Here is a 15,611-nt window from a genome sequence, read left to right as displayed (position 1 = left end):
AGATTATCCTTCAAATGATTACTTATGATGAATTTGAGAAAACCGAAGCAAATATTACCGGGATTCACAATCCTTGTTTCAAAGGGTCGTGAATCCCGATAAGCTAAAGATCTGACAATCGAAGTGATAAGCATCTAATTATGCTGACATTGCATGGGCATTTTTCGCTCTAAAAAGTAAGAGCTGGTTCATTAATCAGAGACCCTTGATCATTAAGCCGGTTATGGCAGCCAGCAATATGATATGCGGTTCTTTGATTTTCTTGCTGAAGATTAATATTAAGATAGCAACGACAGCTATCAGTACGGTTGGAACATCGACAATTGCCCTACTGGCAATAATGATCACCGCACCGACCAAGGCGCCGACTACCACTGCCGTTATCCCATTCACAAACTCTTTAATGCTCGCGTTCCTGGCGATTTTTTTAAAGGACGGGGCTAAAGCTACCGTGAACAGGTAACAGGGAAGAAAGGTAGCAAACGCTGCTACACATGCACCCGGGAAGCCTGCCACCAGATAGCCGATAAATGCAACTGTAATCACAACAGGGCCGGGTGTAATCATGGCTACCGCTACCGCATCGACAAACTCCTGTTCATTCAACCAGTGATATTGATCTACCGCACCGCTGTGCAAAAAAGGCACTATAGCAAGTCCGCTGCCAAAAACCAAAGCACCAGCTTTTAAGAAGAACCAGCCAAGTTCCTGTAAAGTCTTGCTTTCATACTGCCAGAAACCTGTACCCGTGAATATCAATACCGGCAATGCAGATGGTTTTTTGATCCACATGGGAGGTGCTTTGACCAGCATATAGATGACACCACATCCGGCAAAGAGCAGAATATCCTCTCTTTGGGTAATCACAGTAAAGACAACGCCGATCAGATAAAAAAGCCAGAGCAACCACTTGGAAAGTATTGCATCTAGATTTATCCCGCTAACGGATTTTATCGTCAGCTTGTATGCGCTGATGGCAATGATACCGATCACCGCAGCACTTACCCCGTAAAAAACAGCCTGCATCCAGGATAGTCCGCTATAAAGTTGATAGGCCATCCCCAGCAGAACTACCATTACAAAAGATGGCAGCACAAAAGCTAATCCGACCAGTGTTGCACCCAAAAAGCGATAATGTACAAAGCCGATATATATGCCGAGTTGTGCCGCAAGCGGACCAGGTGCAAGTTGCGCCAGTGCCAGACCTTCCTTATATTCTTCTTCGGTAAGCCATTTCTTGCTTTCAACAAGATCCCTGTACATGTATCCGACAAGGGCAACCGGACCGCCAAAACCCCATGTACCCAATTTTAGAAAATACAGGATCAGATCGGTTAGCCTATATCGTGCATGTAATTTTTCCATAAACTAAAAAGCAATGCCAAATTGAAAGCCAATACCAAAAGATGAAGGCTGATCATTGCCAAATCTTGCCGGAAGCGGAATAGCGACAAAATAGCTGCTGCCTTTATTCTTCTTTACCGTTTTATTGATAACAGGGGTTAGCCCGTAACGCCCTGAAGTTTCAAAAGCGGCGCGCCCTGCAAAAGTAAAGCCACTGCCCAGAACCACGAGTATACCCGGATGAAAAAGCACATTACTGACTTTGCTGCTACTATTTGTGGCCTTTATTGTGGGGACAATTTCAGTGGAGAAACCGATTTTGGCACTTTTCCAGATATTAATACCAATGGGAATACCTACCGTATAACTATCTTTAAAGTTGGTGTGCGTGCCTTGCGAACTAAACGTGACGATAGGATGCACGATCCCGATATAGCCGGCCAATTTGGGATAGGTTTGCGTGGTTTGCCCTGAACTGATGCAAGCGTTTATCATCACCAGGACTAAACAGATAAGAATTTTGTTTACTTGTGTTTGCATACCACAAGATTATAGGATTCTCCGGCGCTAAAATAGAACAGGATTTACTATTGGTATGTAACTTACCTTTTGCTTCTGTTTTTCTTAAATTCAGACGGAGTACGTCCGGTTTCCAGCTTGAAGATACGTGTAAAGTGGCTCTGGTCAGAAAATCCGGTCAGATAGGCGATCTCAGATAAAGCATAATCTGAGGTCTGGATGTACTTAATAGCTTTCTCAATTCGTATTTTACGAATGTATTCACCGAAGGAAAGATTATCAAAATATTTGGAAAACTCCCTTGATACGTAGGCCGGGTTTATGTTGAGCTCACTGGAGATTCCGGTCAGGGTCAATGCCAGGTTGGTATCGATCTGATCCTGTATAATGGTTTTCAATTCTTTAGCCCACGCGGGAATCTTGCTACCTTTGCCCTGCTTTAAAAATTTTTGATAAACATCTACCAGTAGTTGCTCCACCGGGCTTTCGGTGTGCCTTACATCCTGAAGGTGTTTGGCCCATGTGTACAATGCATCATAAATGATCATGCCTGCTTTTAGCAATTCCTGGTCATCCTTGATATTATATGCCATGCCCGCGGCAATTGCCCATAGTCCGCAAGCCTGGCTTGCAAGACCATGCTGATCGGTATCTGCTCCCCTTACGATGGGCGCCATGACCTGCAAAGCAGGATCATTCAGCTTATATTTTTGAAGCAGAACATCAAAAGTACAAAGACCGTTTTTATGGGTCAGCTCCACTCCCAGTACGTCAAATGGGGTAGCGTTTAATTCACTGGCTTTCTCTATAACCGTATCGAAAGGCACGTAATAAAAAACGGCATCAGGATCAATAAAATTCCTGATCAGCCAGGGGCAGGCTATTCGGTCAATCTTTGGTCTTTCTCGGGTGATCCAGTTCATGATCCAAAACTAATGAGAAATAATGAGATATGATCTGTCATCAAATGATGTAAATGCCATAAGCCGGGATTTAAACGAGTTAAATGACAACTGCCTCCACCTCCGTTCGGTGCAGATCCTTCAACAACTTTATCTCCATGAGAAAGGCCCGATAAACTTTATTGAGATAAGATGTGACATACTCTGGCAAAGATTAAATCATGAATATCACTGCCGGCTGTTTTTGAGTACTGGCCGTCTTGTTTGATGATATACCCTTTAAACGTTTGGTGAATGCTGATTCTAAATAGCGTTTTATCACCTTTTACTGGTTCAATACTGATCAGGTCAGACCCTATTTTAATTTCTCTTTTTTCGGTTGCTGCTTTAATATTCATTATTTGTATTTATCTTTTGATTTTGCCTGGTAGTAATTGATAACGCGTTGTGAAAAGACCTCTCCCCGCTCACGAAGCTCTTTTGTTTCAGCCTCGAACTTTGCTAACTTATCGGCTAATGCTTTGTGATAGGCTTTGATGCCTTTATTGGGATCGATGATTGAAATGTTTTCGAGTAAGGTTCTGAGGTTGAAGTTGGTATCCCTGTGGTTTGAATACTTTTCATAAAATTCTTCAGGAGTGTACCAGGTATTGTTTAATTTATTGTAGAGCCAGCAGTTAGCCCTTTTTGCTTCACCCACTATCGCCATACTGGTAAACACGCCTACTTGTTTATCAAAATCGCTTTGCTGATTTGTACCATTCACAATTTTCATAAAACAAAGTTTGCTAACTTTTTTAGTAAAAGCAAAATAGTTTATGAACATTTTACAGCGCTTACTAATGATAATAAACAAAATGAAAATACAGGGTTGGTATCTGGTCGCTTAGAAACAATTTGATTCACTTAAATCTGAAATTGCCTATCACGGTGGGGTGCTTCATCTATGTTCAAGGATGCTAACGATTTGCAGGGAATATAACGCGGATCTGGTTATTTCTGAAAGTATGTATCAAAATACGCTGCAAAAAAATCAGTTTGCCTTTTCGCCCATTGCGGATATTGAAGTTAAAGGAATTTCCAAAAACAATTGGTGTATCAGGTAGAAAAGGCTAAATAAGAATTAGGCAGTGCGGGAACTAAAATTTGCATCAACTCGTTAAATATCTTACGTTTATTAATAATACTGAAAAGAGCGAAAAAAAGCATTACAAACAAATTCAAATTCTAATAGGTTTTTTGACTTAAACAAAAGGTGTTTTGGCTAACTCCGTCTTTCAATCATTTTTAACCTTTGTATCACAAAGAAAATGAAATGTAGCAAAATGGAAAAAGTTAAGATTAACAAAGCAGGAAACCCTCCTACCATCGAAGCACCAGAAATGGCACAACGAATAATCAAACACTTACTTACGCTGCTATTCACAAGCGTAAAAATAGAAACGCTGTGTGGTTTTTACAAAAACAACAGATGAAGAGTATATAAAAGAACAAACTCCTCTCAATTAGAATCCTGATAAGCAATTTATTCACGAGAAAAATAAGGTTTATGAAAGCAATTAGAATTAGCGAATTCGGACTACCGAAAGTAATGGAATTAAAAGAAATAGACAGGCCTGTACCTAAACCGGATGAAATTTTGGTGAAAGTATATGCAAGCGGCATAAATCCTGTAGATCTAGTGGTTCGTGCCGGCAGTAATGCTGCACTAAGCTCCCTTCTCAGCTTGCCGATGACGCCTGGTTGGGACACAGCAGGAACTATAGAAGAATTGGGCGATGAAGTAACCGGATTTCAAAAAGGAGATGCCGTTTACGGAGTTCCGAATTTCCCCGGCGACGGGAGTTATGCAGAATATGTTGTTGCAAAGGCATCACAATTTGCAATTAAACCAAAGAATATCTGTTTTAATGATGCAGCAGGAATTCCATTGGCGGCACTTACAGCGTGGACTGCCATGTTTGAATTTGGAAAATTAAAAATGGGTGAACGGATTTTAATTCAAGGTGCATCAGGCAGTGTAGGTGGTTTTGCTGTGCAGTTTGCAAAATCAATAGGAGCTTATGTAATAGGAACTGCATCTGCAAATAACTTTGATTACCTTAAACAAATCGGCGCAGATGAATTGATCGATTACAAAACACAAAAATTTGAAGATTTAGTACAGGAAGTCGATATTGTGTTAGAAGTTTCATCGGTTCGCGATAACAATGAACGGATAAAATCTGTACAAGTTTTAAAGCAGAGTGGTATTTTTGTGAGTGTAAATACCGATTTTGCCTTTAATGATGAAGTCATTCATGCACTTGATGAAAAGAACTGTAAGGGTGAACTTTCCGCGAACCATGCAAGAAAGGAATCATTGGAAGAAATCGCAAAACTTATAGAGTCAGGACAGGTAAAAGTTCCACAAGGTAAAATCTTCGCACTGCGTGATGCTGTTGAAGCTCACCAATTAATGGAAAGTAAATCTGTTAAGGGGAAAGTAATATTGCAGGTAAGAGAACAAGACTAATGAAGCATATTAAAACCATCAGTGAATTCCACGAATATACGAATCTGCCACAACCAAACCATCCGCTCATTAGCGTCATAAATGTTGCAGATGCACATCCGGATTCGCATGGTGGCAATTCAGAACATTTGATATTGGATTTTTATTCGATCGCTGTGAAAAGAATGCACAATGTCAAAGTAAAATACGGACAGCAACCGTTTGACTTTAATGAAGGTGTGATGTCATTTATGTCGCCCAAACAAGTGTTTAGCATGACTGCTGACAACAAAGATAAAGAAGTGAAAAAATCAGGTTGGGCTATTTATATCCATACTGATTTTATCTGGAATACATCTTTGGCAAAAACGATCAATAATTATGATTTTTGGGGTTATACGCTAAATGAAGCGCTTTTTCTTTCTGAAAAAGAAGAGGAAACCATCAACCATATTATTCAAAATATTAAAAAGGAAACCCGATCCAACATTGACAAATTCACCAAACACATTATCATCTCGCAGATTGAAACCCTTTTAAATTACGCTGATAGGTTTTACAGCCGTCAGTTTATTACCAGAGAAAAAAGTAACCATCAGATATTGAAAGATTTTGAGGTTTTAATAAACGATTATTTTAACCGGGAAAATTTAATTGATGTAGGTTTGCCAACTGTTCAACACATTGCACAACAGTTGAATGTTTCCCCGAAATATCTTTCCAGTTTATTTCAAATGCTAACGGGACAAACTACACAGCAACTTATACACGATAAACTGATTGAGAAAGCAAAGGAAAAATTATCTACATCACAACTGACGATTAGTGAAATTTCCTACTCATTGGGATTTGAGCATATCCAGTCATTTAGCAAACTTTTTAAGATAAAAACAAATCTTTCGCCAAAGGAATTCAGACAGTCTTTTAACTGAAAAAGATGGTAAACCTTTTTAAAAAACCGCACCCTTTTTTTATCATAATGCAACCTTCGCATTGCTATGTCGATGAGCCGCTAACTCCATTTTTTATAAGCAAAACACTTTTTTATCAACAGATGCTAAACTCACATTTGCCATTATCAGGAAAAGCACCGATAAACTTTATTGAGATAAGATGTGACTTACTTTGACATTGACAGCATAAAATATGCGAACTTTGTTTAGCAAAGCAAAGCTGTTTATGAACAATTAGCAGCCCTTGTTAATCATAAAGATTGAATAGAAAAAAATTGGGATGGTATCAAGACGCTTGGATCATAAATTAATTTTTCTTTCATATATGCCTGATGGGCAAGCTGCATATATTTTTCTTTTGATAGGGTCGTAATATGATGTCCAAAAATTTTCGTCAGTTAATCCTTCAGTATAAGCACTCCAATTTTTACCTCTATCATTAGTGATGAAAACACCTTTATCCAAAGTGGTACAAATAATTGTCTGGAGATTCGATGTGAGGGTGGTCATTAAATCTTAACCAACTTTGTTTCCAGATAGATGTCCGCCTTTTGCAATCATTTAAACAATAAGTATATTCAAAAGCAATTTCACCTATCACAATACATGATCATATCGCCAATTTTGTGAACCAGCTCATCACAAATGACAAATCTTTGTCTGAATTCTATATCTCTAAATTTCGTTTAAGTAATAACGACAACTGAGAAAGCTTTACTTCCGAAATAATCGTGGCTGCAAATATCAAACTGCCGCCAAGTACCAGTCTCCAGGAGAGTATTTCTCCTAATATGAAGTAAGCAGCCACGGCTCCGAAGATAGGTTCGAATAAATAAATAACTGATACTCTTTCTGCACTTAGGTATCGCTGTGAAAGATTAGATATTGTGTACATATATGCTGTAGAAAAAAGAGCACAATATGCAATGCCTATCCAAAAAATATTGCTTTGAGGCATCCAGTCAGCCTGGCTATCTATTACGGATAGGAAAGCTGTGATTAGGGTACAGGTAGCAAACATGGGTACAATCGTTGTAATGATATTAAGGTTTTTCGAGTGCTGCTCCACTTTGATTAGGTAAATGGCAAAACCTAAAGCACCAATTAAGGTATATAAATCCCCAATATTAATTGAAAAGTTTTCCTTGATGCAGATAACAAAAAGACCTGTCAGAGCGACCGAAGCAGCCAGCCATACCTTCATAGGTACTTTGTCTTTATAGAGAACTATCTTTAGTACTGGGATAATCACTACACACATCCCTGCAACAAAGGCAGACTGGGAAGCAAAACTGTGGCGGATGCCAAGCGTTTGCATATAGATACCAAACGTAAGTGGAATGGCCAGGCTAATTCCAACTTTAATGGATTTCCAACCGGTGTTTTTGAACTGACCAGCAAAAATTACTGATAAAACAAGGCTTGCTGCCAGAAAGCGGTAAAAAAGGAATGTAGATGATGAAAATTCTCCTATAGCTAGTTTAACTACTGGAAACGATATACCCCAAAAAGCCGTACCTAGTACCAATAAAATTAGAAATAGATTCTTTCTGTCCATTTATTGTAGGGTATTATTTAAGAATCTTTTTCATCATGATGTCGGTTTGTTCGTCATCGCCTAGTTTGAAAATGTGCTTGTCAAACGCTATAAAGCCATTTTTTTTATAAAAGCTGATCGCTCTGGAATTTTCTTCCCAAACTCCTAGCCACACATATTCAGCCCCCACTTCCTGAGAGATGTGCATTGCTTTTTCGTAAAGTAGCTGTCCAACTTTTTTACCATGAAAGGCTTGTACAACATATATCCGTTCAATTTCAACGGCGTTAACATCTTTAAGTTCTGTCTGTGAATTTCCAGTATTAAGCTTTAAATAACCAATAACATCACCACCGGTAACAGCAAAGTAAAACTGTGAATATGCGTCGCTTAGCTCAGCTTCCAATTTCTGCAGCGAAAATCCCTCTTCGAGATATTTCGTCATATTTTCTTCTGTGTTAACTTCAGAGAAGGTTTCAGAAAAGGTTTGCTCACCAATTTGAGCTAAGGCTTCGATATCTCTTAGTGTAACTTTGTTAATTTCTATATTTTCCATCTTGTAATAATTTGCCAGGAGATTTCCCGATTTAATTCTCGTAACCAATTACCTGTCCGTCAATTTAAGCCACTATGCAATTCAAAGGTGGCTGTTCACCAAACAAAGCTGCTTCTAAGCTCGCCAGCTTTCCTTCTGTCGTAAAAACAGCCTTTTCAAATTCGGCATGTTTTTCTATCAGCACCACTAGCTTATCTAAATCTAATGGGGTGCATGGTCTTATATTAAATGCTAATTGTTCCATGAGTACAAAGTTACATTATCCGCTAATGCCTAAAAATGCTATTATAACATATATTAATGCTTATATTGCATTAATGAATACTCAACAGATCAAATATTTTCTGGCCCTTGCGAAAGAACTCCACTTCTGGAAAACAGCTGGAAGGATGCATATCACTCAATCTGCCCTTAGCCGTCAAATCCAGGCACTGGAACGTGAGTTAGATGTTCAGCTATTTGAGCGTGACAAACGGAATGTTAAACTTACTTCTGCAGGGCAATTCTTAAAAGAAAAGTGGGAAGTGCAGATAAACGAGTTGGAGTTTTTCCATGAACACGCCCGTCAGATACAGTTAGGTGAAAGTGGTACTATAATTATCGCGCACCCCGATTCAATATCTGCGTCCATCATGCCGGAAATGCTCAGCAGTATTGCTTCAGCCTATCCTAAACTTAAGATCGAACTCGTACAGGTATGGTATGAAGATCAGCTGGAGTTCCTACGCAACTACAAAATAGACCTGGTAATCACCAGGGATATCAATAAGGCCGATGATATCAGTTCAGAAAAGATTTCTACCGACTTTTTGTCTATTGTAGTGCCTGATAACCATCCTTTTCTTAAAGCAGAGGATCTTACAAAAGAAAGCCTTAGCAGCCAGAAGTTTATTTTACCGATAAAGGATGAGGGAAGCAGCTACAGTGACCTTATTCAACAGTTGTTCCGGACTCATGATATTGTACCTGAAGCATATTTACATTCGGAGTTTGGTTCTGCGATTATTGCATTGGTAAAAAAGGGTTTAGGTATAGCCGTATTGCCCAACTCTTACAAGTACCATGAAATTCCTGGTATTAGATTCATCACCTTGCCGTATCAGACCGATTTATTCCTTAATTGGAGAGTTAATGATCATCACCCGGTTCTAAATAATGTACTAAAGTTCATTTTGAAAAGCTAATCTCCCTATAATACTTAGTTATTAAAAATCCTTCGTTATTTGATATTCATACCTTGTGATGATATCAATGAGGTGATAATTACCTCTACCTCCATTTTTGGCCTGCCTGTAACTTTACTATCACCATTTTACTTACACGCTTTTTTATTGGATTATTTATTTTCTATTTCTTAAATTAGCAGTATCTCCATTGTTGTAAAACATCTCATGATTTAGCTGGCATTTAAAAAAGTCAAATCTATTTATCATGAGTGAAGAATATTCTACCGCATCGAGGCAACCAATTACAATTGGTTATGCTGAAGATGACTATGTGCAACTTAAAGCTATTGTTGAAATACTGGAAGAGAACGGATTTGTTGTAGCTTTTGCGGTGCGCGATGGTGCGCAACTGCTGCGTGTGGCAGAACAATCCCCGAAACAACCGGACATCTACATTACCGATTTGAAAATGCCCGGGCTGGATGGTATACATGCGGCATCAAAAATAATTAGCCGCTGGCCGGAAAGCAAAGTGATGATATTAACCGGCGAAACCGAAAAATGTTATGTGGATGCTGCTAAACACGCTGGCGCTGTAGCCTATCTTAATAAACCGGTTTCTGACAAAAAACTGAACCTGGCAATAAGGGAAGTTTATGAAACAGGCAAAACCAGTATAGGGTTGATTAATGTATAGCCCAGCTCATGATTTAAGTATGGAAAGTATACAGGATAAGGTGACGCCATTGGGAACCGAGTTGGAAGTGCTAGGGGAAATGATTGCAAAGTTCGCAGCGCAAAGCACCCCTCCTTATGTGATACTGGCATCGCCCGATAAGCTGGAAAACTTATTCGTTATGCCTCGCTTAATCATGTGCCTTGCCCAAAATATGTACAAGCATGGAGATTTAACTAAGGCTGAATACCCGGGATTAATCAGGATTGAGCATCATTTAGCTACCCTAAGAATTACGACTAAAAACCTGATCAGACCTAACCGGCTGGGTGCTGGCTTTTATAGTGGAATGGACGATTTGAGGAAAAGGCTAGCCTATACTTATGGAGGTGCGGCAAGTATGGAGACCTGGAGTGATGGAAAGTTTTTCGAAGTGAGGGTGGTGATTTGGTAAGAATTGTTCTTGTCTTGCTGTTTGCAATAGGCCAGAATACCCCTTAATTATACTTAGTATGATGGAAAATATTGTTACACATCTAAAGAAATCAATAATAAATTTCTTGCTGTAGTGCAATTAAAAATATTTGTTATAACAAAAAGAAATAGCTGCTATATCCTGATTATTAGAACATAAAAAATTAGTTTCATTAAACAAAAGTTAAATTTTATCTGTTACATCCAGGTATAAATAAAAATTTATACTGTATATTTGTAACAGCTAAGCAAATCCAAATGACCAACAAAAACATAATAGGCAACAATATTCGCACCTTTCGAGAACAGATGGGACTAACGCAAGACGCTCTTGCCATCTATTTGGGAGTTAAGCGCGAAATGATCAGCTTCTACGAGACTGGTTCGAGAGAACCGCAGGTAGAAAACCTGCTAAAGCTCGCTGATCTTTTTGGATGTGACCTAGAAAACCTTATAACAGATAACGCGCAGGACTTAGATGCCTGTTTGGCCTTTGCCTTCAGAGCTGACCAGTTAGAGGAGCAGGACCTTGAAAGCATTGCCGAGTTCAAAAAAGTTGTTAAAAATTATCTCACCCTGATGCACCTGAAGCTTGCTAATCAATAATAATATCATATCAAAAAAGGCTGCAGAATTTCGTCAGGATAATGGCCTGAACAGTAGCGAACCGGTACTGCTTAAGAGCGTATTGCTCAGCAACAACGTACTTACCCTATTCAAGCCGCTGTCACCTTCGTTTTCTGGCATGGCCATAAAATCAGGAGAGAATCGTTTTATCTTGATCAATTCCAACCATAGCTTGGGAAAGCAACATTTTACTATTGCACACGAACTCTACCACTTATTCAAACAACCGGACTTCCGATTTAAATCCTGCCAAACGGGACGTTTCGACAAATCGGATATTAATGAATACCATGCAGATCTATTTGCCGCTGAACTTCTGATGCCTGAAGATGGGCTCTACAAGCATATCCCTGATGCTGAGCTCGCGAAAGATAAGATTCAACTGTCCACTATCGTAAAACTGGAACAGTATTTTAATTCATCCAGGAGCGCACTGCTATATCGACTCAAACATCTAAAACTTATTTCTTCCGAAAAACATGAGGAATTCAGGTATGATGTAAAGAGAGGTGCAGTAAACCTGGGCTTTGACACAAAACTTTATGAAAAAGGGAATGATGGGCTTATTATAGGTCAATATGGCCAATTAGCTAAAGAACTCTACGATAAAGAAAGCATCTCGGAAAGCTACTTTATGTCGCTGATGATGGACATCGGAAAAGACATTTACTCAGACTTAACAGATGAGCCAGGACAGTAGACTTATTTTGGCTGATGCTGACATACTTAGCCATTTTATGGTCTCAGGAAACACCTTATTCCTTCCCAAAATATTCAAAAACAAAAAGATAGTCCTTACTATTGTAGCAGATGAAATCAGAAGGCATCCAAAATTCAGGGATCATATTAATATGCTCATACAATCTGGGAACTTATCTGAAATTGCTATGCCCAACACCCTTGAAATCGTGCGTGAGTTTGCTACTCTAAAAAAATCGGGAAAGGGCGCAGGCGAAAGCGCTTGCATGGCTGTTGCCAGATTTGATAAAAACATCATTGCCTCCAATAATTTTAGAGATATTAAGCCATATTGCGAACTCCATGGCATTAGCTACCTCTCAACCATGGATTTTCTTTATGAGGCATACTGCTCAAAGGTGATGACCCTTTCCGATATAGATTATATGATTTATGAACTAATTACAATGAAGATCCCAGCCAGGATCCCAAGTACATGCCTGGAAGAGTATTGTACTCGTAACGGAAAACCCTTTCCAATCTGAAAGTACTATACTATCTTTGGTCAACTAAATTGCTGGTAGTTATTATTCCGAAATTCTAAACCGAAGTAACGCATAAAAAAACCATTTGAGTGACTTAAGCCTGAATCTGATCTTCAAACAAAGAAAAACGTTCGCTTGATCTGAAGATAGAATCGCAATCTAAAAACCTTATTTATTGGGAAAATGATCTGATCAGGTGGTGATCAGATTCAAAGGCACTTATTTTATCTTAATTACCACTTTACCTTTTGCACGCCCGCTTTCCACATACTGTAGCGCATCATTTACCTGCCCGAAAGCATATACCTTATCCGCTACAGGTTTAATAAATCCCGCTTCGATGAGGTGTGTAATCTTTTCAAGCTGACTTCCACTAGATCAGACTACCGCCAAGTGCTAACCGCCAGAAAAGTACTTCCCTTAGGCCAATAGCGCAGCCTGCCATACTTTTAATAATGAAAAGTCTTCATAGAACATTATTGTTAAGACCGGAATAATCACCGCGCAAATTATTGATACAAAGGCATATCACCTTTTATATGATAGATGCAACAAAGCAACATTTCGGTTATTGCCATAGATAATGACTATTTTTGGTGGCAACTCCCCGTTGCGATAATGAAGAAGTTCGTAAAAGATTTGGATGGGCTACAATTGCAGGAATGGTCGATAATTTAATCTATCATGAATTAATTTAATTGAGTTTTAAAAAAAGTGTAGCGAAATATGAAACGCAGAATAGTTACTAACCTGATCCTGGCTTTTATAGTTCTTCCGGTTATAAAAATGTTGTTTGATTATATTAAATTGGAAAGATATGGCTCAAAAATGTTTGGTGGCACATTTCTGGAATACGAAAAAGCATACGCTCCCTATGTATTTTTTGGCATCGCTCCCCTTTTTCTGATATTTGTATTGCTGCCCTATAATTATTTTGTATTAAAAGGACGCATTTCTGTTTTGAAAAAAATCGTGTTATGTGAGGTGATTGTTATAGTCAATATTTGTTTGGTAGGCTCATTTTACAATATATGGACCTATCCTTACTGGGAAAATATATCATACGTGATTAAAACGTTTCCTTTAAGTTGCATCGTTGCAATAACTATACATTTTGCGGTAGATCGATAGGATAACTATTTAGATTGATAGTGTAAATCTATAATAATTTAACAACGGAATTATGAACGACCTGCAAGTGATCAAACTGATAGAAAACGAATTCAAGAATAAGACACTTGGCGCTACAGAACAGTATCTTGAAATTCATAGCCCGGTTTATTCTGACAATCAGCTAAAAATTGAACGTATTGACCGGGAGCAAAATGGTAAATTAATTATTGTCTACGTACCCGTATCCGGCGAAAGATTTTATTTTGCAGTTTACATTGACATTGAAAAAAATGAAATCGTTAATGTCGGAACTGAGGCGAAGATTAGCGTATATTTCAGAGCAGACTCAGCTGAATTCACCCTGACGGAACTTTGTAAATGGACGAATCTGAAATCAACTGGCGGAAGAAATAAAGGAGACGAAAGAAGAAATGGCATTTTATGGAAAGAAAGTACCGTTCTGTTTGAGCCCAATCCCGAACCAGATGAGTTTGAAGACAAATTAAATAAGCTCCTTACCTTTTTAGAAAAAGATAGGGTGGGTATTTCAAAACTTGTGGAAAAAGCAAATGGCTATATTCAGGTTGCTTTGGAATTTCATAATGGAAACACAATGCTTGGCGGACCACATATTGACAAAAAAGCAATTGAAAGAATGAATAGCCTTGGTGTATCAATCAACTTTGATTTATATGCTGGCGGAAAAAGTTTCAAATAATGGAAAAATCTACATTCTACGCTCGTAATGCTTGAAAAGCTGATCTTCTCTTTTTATAAAATAATAAGTCAACATGCCAGTAGATAATAACAACCAACAGATATTGTCGTCAAGTGGTACGTTGCACGCCTGTGTGAACGGTTGTGAAACATTTGTGTAATACTGACCCGTTTTTGTGACCTGGTTTTCGGTTACCGAACAGCTGCCACTTGGCGCTCCGAAAACCTGAATATAGGTATGAGGTCCACAGGTACCCGTATAATTGACAAAGTTATTCCCATTCCCAGGAATAAATGTTGTTGCGCCTGCAGCAGTGGGTTTATTAAATACCTTATCAAATTGATCGTAGTTGTTGATCAGGCAGCCCTGGGCTGAACTGGATTGCGTTACGAAAATGGTCAATAATGCAGCAAGAGTTAATCTGATTTTCATGAGATGGCGCTGGATTTAGCGAAAAAATAGCTCATCAAATGACTCAGCCAATATCCCTGTCATCAATAAAATGATAACAATAAATAAAGCCAGTAGAAAAAGGGAAACGTTTTTGCAATAGCTAATGAATTTCGTTTCATTAAACATTACGCAAGCTTTGACGGCAAGCCAGTCGTAAGCCGAGATTATAGATCGCATAAATAAGGGATAGATGATAAGTTAACAACATTTGTCATCTAAAAGTTTTAATAAACTTTAATGGCCAATAAATCAATCCATTTTTACAAAATCCCCGTACAACTTATCATACAAAAAAATAAAAAAAGTACCTTTACACAATGTCTATCCCTTTCCGTTTAATTGTCGCGTCCATGCTAATGGTATGCGCTGCGACTTCTGTATTTGCCGAAACTGGCTGCCTGGTACCTCCCGCAGGAAGTGCTGGACGAAGCGCTGTAGATCTGATATATTCAACCCCTCAACCAGGCGAGACGCCTGGTAAATTTTACACCAATGACAATCCGTATCGGCTAAACTGTTCATCCGGAGCCGCATCTTCGACCACTTATGCTACGAATGTTACTGATGTGCCTGGAGCCGGATGCTGGGTTGAATATAAAGGAGGCGGTACCCAGTACCCTAATAATTATTATCAAAATGGAAGGGTTGTAAACTTTAGCATCCAACAATGCCCCATTGATGATTATATGCCAATAATTTTTGTTGGACTTGGAGGGTTTGGCTATTTCATTGTGAGACGATCAAACCTCGCTTAGCTAACGCTTACCATGCAGTTTATTCAATATACATCATGGTATTCATCCGTTGATGTTGATGAATTTAACCAGGTTTAATAATGTTATATATCTTTTCGTTA

Annotated in this window: 20 protein-coding genes and 1 pseudogene; 11 read left to right on the top strand and 10 right to left on the bottom strand. The window is 38.7% G+C overall.

The genetic code is table 11. The annotated features are described in order from the left end of the window. Nucleotides 1-195: 195 nt before the first annotated feature. The 5 genes from R2Q80_RS20615 to R2Q80_RS20595 all read right to left on the bottom strand — a co-directional run bounded on the left by R2Q80_RS20615 (nt 196) and on the right by R2Q80_RS20595 (nt 3,540). Complete coding sequence (locus tag R2Q80_RS20615) at nt 196-1,365, bottom strand: chromate transporter (RefSeq protein ID WP_316801423.1); 1,170 nt, start codon at nt 1,363-1,365, stop codon at nt 196-198. 3 nt (nt 1,366-1,368) lie between these two features. Next, a complete protein-coding gene (locus R2Q80_RS20610) occupies nt 1,369-1,884 on the bottom strand; it encodes a hypothetical protein (RefSeq protein WP_316801422.1) in 516 nt (171 codons plus the stop codon). Between the two features lie 62 nt (nt 1,885-1,946). Continuing rightward, entirely contained in the window at nt 1,947-2,786 is an 840-nt protein-coding gene (locus R2Q80_RS20605) for a chromate resistance protein ChrB domain-containing protein (protein WP_316801421.1), read from the bottom strand. A gap of 158 nt (nt 2,787-2,944) precedes the next feature. Next, nucleotides 2,945-3,163, bottom strand: a complete 219-nt coding sequence (locus R2Q80_RS20600) for a hypothetical protein (protein WP_047801004.1) — start codon at nt 3,161-3,163, stop codon at nt 2,945-2,947. Continuing rightward, complete coding sequence (locus tag R2Q80_RS20595) at nt 3,163-3,540, bottom strand: hypothetical protein (protein WP_047801003.1); 378 nt, start codon at nt 3,538-3,540, stop codon at nt 3,163-3,165. The genes R2Q80_RS20600 and R2Q80_RS20595 overlap by 1 nt, the downstream gene beginning before the upstream one ends. Before the next feature lie 774 nt (nt 3,541-4,314). On the opposite strand from R2Q80_RS20595, the gene R2Q80_RS20590 reads away from it, so the two are divergent. Continuing rightward, a complete protein-coding gene (locus R2Q80_RS20590) occupies nt 4,315-5,280 on the top strand; it encodes an NADP-dependent oxidoreductase (RefSeq protein WP_316801420.1) in 966 nt (321 codons plus the stop codon). After that, entirely contained in the window at nt 5,280-6,191 is a 912-nt protein-coding gene (locus tag R2Q80_RS20585; protein ID WP_316801419.1) for an AraC family transcriptional regulator, read from the top strand. Before R2Q80_RS20590 ends, R2Q80_RS20585 begins: the two co-directional genes overlap by 1 nt. A gap of 688 nt (nt 6,192-6,879) precedes the next feature. On the opposite strand, the gene R2Q80_RS20580 is transcribed toward R2Q80_RS20585, so the two are convergent. The 3 genes from R2Q80_RS20580 to R2Q80_RS20570 form a co-directional block, all read right to left on the bottom strand. Next, the gene (locus tag R2Q80_RS20580) at nt 6,880-7,770 is read right to left on the bottom strand and encodes a DMT family transporter (protein ID WP_316801418.1); all 891 of its coding nucleotides are present in this window, start codon (nt 7,768-7,770) and stop codon (nt 6,880-6,882) included. 13 nt (nt 7,771-7,783) lie between these two features. Then, the gene (locus R2Q80_RS20575; RefSeq protein ID WP_316801417.1) at nt 7,784-8,305 is read right to left on the bottom strand and encodes a GNAT family N-acetyltransferase; all 522 of its coding nucleotides are present in this window, start codon (nt 8,303-8,305) and stop codon (nt 7,784-7,786) included. A gap of 64 nt (nt 8,306-8,369) precedes the next feature. Further along, complete coding sequence (locus tag R2Q80_RS20570; protein WP_316801416.1) at nt 8,370-8,549, bottom strand: hypothetical protein; 180 nt, start codon at nt 8,547-8,549, stop codon at nt 8,370-8,372. A gap of 73 nt (nt 8,550-8,622) precedes the next feature. On the opposite strand from R2Q80_RS20570, the gene R2Q80_RS20565 reads away from it, so the two are divergent. From R2Q80_RS20565 to R2Q80_RS20540, 6 genes are all read left to right on the top strand, one after another. Then, on the top strand, nt 8,623-9,489 hold the full coding sequence (locus R2Q80_RS20565) for a LysR family transcriptional regulator (RefSeq protein ID WP_316801415.1): 867 nt from the start codon (nt 8,623-8,625) through the stop codon (nt 9,487-9,489). A gap of 247 nt (nt 9,490-9,736) precedes the next feature. Further along, complete coding sequence (locus R2Q80_RS20560) at nt 9,737-10,168, top strand: response regulator transcription factor (RefSeq protein ID WP_316801414.1); 432 nt, start codon at nt 9,737-9,739, stop codon at nt 10,166-10,168. A gap of 19 nt (nt 10,169-10,187) precedes the next feature. Then, nucleotides 10,188-10,601 (top strand): hypothetical protein, encoded by a 414-nt coding sequence (locus R2Q80_RS20555; protein WP_316801413.1) that lies wholly within the window; start codon nt 10,188-10,190, stop codon nt 10,599-10,601. Nucleotides 10,602-10,879: 278 nt separating this feature from the next. Then, a complete protein-coding gene (locus R2Q80_RS20550; RefSeq protein WP_316801412.1) occupies nt 10,880-11,227 on the top strand; it encodes a helix-turn-helix transcriptional regulator in 348 nt (115 codons plus the stop codon). Beyond that, nucleotides 11,214-11,948 (top strand): ImmA/IrrE family metallo-endopeptidase, encoded by a 735-nt coding sequence (locus R2Q80_RS20545; RefSeq protein ID WP_316801411.1) that lies wholly within the window; start codon nt 11,214-11,216, stop codon nt 11,946-11,948. Before R2Q80_RS20550 ends, R2Q80_RS20545 begins: the two co-directional genes overlap by 14 nt. Continuing rightward, complete coding sequence (locus R2Q80_RS20540) at nt 11,932-12,471, top strand: hypothetical protein (RefSeq protein ID WP_316801410.1); 540 nt, start codon at nt 11,932-11,934, stop codon at nt 12,469-12,471. The genes R2Q80_RS20545 and R2Q80_RS20540 overlap by 17 nt, the downstream gene beginning before the upstream one ends. Nucleotides 12,472-12,690: 219 nt before the next feature. Here R2Q80_RS20540 and R2Q80_RS21940 read toward each other — a convergent pair. Then, nucleotides 12,691-12,831: pseudogene (locus R2Q80_RS21940) on the bottom strand (zinc-binding dehydrogenase); the annotation flags it as partial. Between the two features lie 366 nt (nt 12,832-13,197). Here R2Q80_RS21940 and R2Q80_RS20535 point away from each other — a divergent pair. Beyond that, nucleotides 13,198-13,602 (top strand): hypothetical protein, encoded by a 405-nt coding sequence (locus tag R2Q80_RS20535; RefSeq protein ID WP_316801409.1) that lies wholly within the window; start codon nt 13,198-13,200, stop codon nt 13,600-13,602. Nucleotides 13,603-13,654: 52 nt separating this feature from the next. After that, entirely contained in the window at nt 13,655-14,302 is a 648-nt protein-coding gene (locus R2Q80_RS20530) for a DUF4279 domain-containing protein (RefSeq protein WP_316801408.1), read from the top strand. A gap of 9 nt (nt 14,303-14,311) precedes the next feature. Here the strand turns inward: R2Q80_RS20530 and R2Q80_RS20525 are convergent, their stop codons facing one another. Continuing rightward, nucleotides 14,312-14,734, bottom strand: coding sequence for a hypothetical protein (locus R2Q80_RS20525; RefSeq protein ID WP_316801407.1), 423 nt, complete (start codon nt 14,732-14,734; stop codon nt 14,312-14,314). Nucleotides 14,735-15,072: 338 nt separating this feature from the next. Between R2Q80_RS20525 and R2Q80_RS20520 the strand changes: the two genes are divergently transcribed. Then, the gene (locus R2Q80_RS20520) at nt 15,073-15,510 is read left to right on the top strand and encodes a hypothetical protein (protein WP_316801406.1); all 438 of its coding nucleotides are present in this window, start codon (nt 15,073-15,075) and stop codon (nt 15,508-15,510) included. Nucleotides 15,511-15,611: the final 101 nt, after the last annotated feature.

The organism is Pedobacter frigidisoli, assembly GCF_032678525.1.
Taxonomy (GTDB): Bacteria; Bacteroidota; Bacteroidia; order Sphingobacteriales; family Sphingobacteriaceae; genus Pedobacter; species Pedobacter frigidisoli_A.
This window is presented reverse-complemented; position numbering and strand designations above follow the sequence as displayed.

Coding starts and splice junctions, on each gene's coding strand:
- R2Q80_RS20615 (WP_316801423.1), bottom strand. CDS start 1,365: ATGGAAAAATTACATGCACGATATAGGCTAACCGATCTGATCCTGTAT.
- R2Q80_RS20610 (WP_316801422.1), bottom strand. CDS start 1,884: ATGCAAACACAAGTAAACAAAATTCTTATCTGTTTAGTCCTGGTGATG.
- R2Q80_RS20605 (WP_316801421.1), bottom strand. CDS start 2,786: ATGAACTGGATCACCCGAGAAAGACCAAAGATTGACCGAATAGCCTGC.
- R2Q80_RS20600 (WP_047801004.1), bottom strand. CDS start 3,163: ATGAATATTAAAGCAGCAACCGAAAAAAGAGAAATTAAAATAGGGTCT.
- R2Q80_RS20595 (WP_047801003.1), bottom strand. CDS start 3,540: ATGAAAATTGTGAATGGTACAAATCAGCAAAGCGATTTTGATAAACAA.
- R2Q80_RS20590 (WP_316801420.1), top strand. CDS start 4,315: ATGAAAGCAATTAGAATTAGCGAATTCGGACTACCGAAAGTAATGGAA.
- R2Q80_RS20585 (WP_316801419.1), top strand. CDS start 5,280: ATGAAGCATATTAAAACCATCAGTGAATTCCACGAATATACGAATCTG.
- R2Q80_RS20580 (WP_316801418.1), bottom strand. CDS start 7,770: ATGGACAGAAAGAATCTATTTCTAATTTTATTGGTACTAGGTACGGCT.
- R2Q80_RS20575 (WP_316801417.1), bottom strand. CDS start 8,305: ATGGAAAATATAGAAATTAACAAAGTTACACTAAGAGATATCGAAGCC.
- R2Q80_RS20570 (WP_316801416.1), bottom strand. CDS start 8,549: ATGGAACAATTAGCATTTAATATAAGACCATGCACCCCATTAGATTTA.
- R2Q80_RS20565 (WP_316801415.1), top strand. CDS start 8,623: ATGAATACTCAACAGATCAAATATTTTCTGGCCCTTGCGAAAGAACTC.
- R2Q80_RS20560 (WP_316801414.1), top strand. CDS start 9,737: ATGAGTGAAGAATATTCTACCGCATCGAGGCAACCAATTACAATTGGT.
- R2Q80_RS20555 (WP_316801413.1), top strand. CDS start 10,188: ATGGAAAGTATACAGGATAAGGTGACGCCATTGGGAACCGAGTTGGAA.
- R2Q80_RS20550 (WP_316801412.1), top strand. CDS start 10,880: ATGACCAACAAAAACATAATAGGCAACAATATTCGCACCTTTCGAGAA.
- R2Q80_RS20540 (WP_316801410.1), top strand. CDS start 11,932: ATGAGCCAGGACAGTAGACTTATTTTGGCTGATGCTGACATACTTAGC.
- R2Q80_RS20535 (WP_316801409.1), top strand. CDS start 13,198: ATGAAACGCAGAATAGTTACTAACCTGATCCTGGCTTTTATAGTTCTT.
- R2Q80_RS20530 (WP_316801408.1), top strand. CDS start 13,655: ATGAACGACCTGCAAGTGATCAAACTGATAGAAAACGAATTCAAGAAT.
- R2Q80_RS20525 (WP_316801407.1), bottom strand. CDS start 14,734: ATGAAAATCAGATTAACTCTTGCTGCATTATTGACCATTTTCGTAACG.
- R2Q80_RS20520 (WP_316801406.1), top strand. CDS start 15,073: ATGTCTATCCCTTTCCGTTTAATTGTCGCGTCCATGCTAATGGTATGC.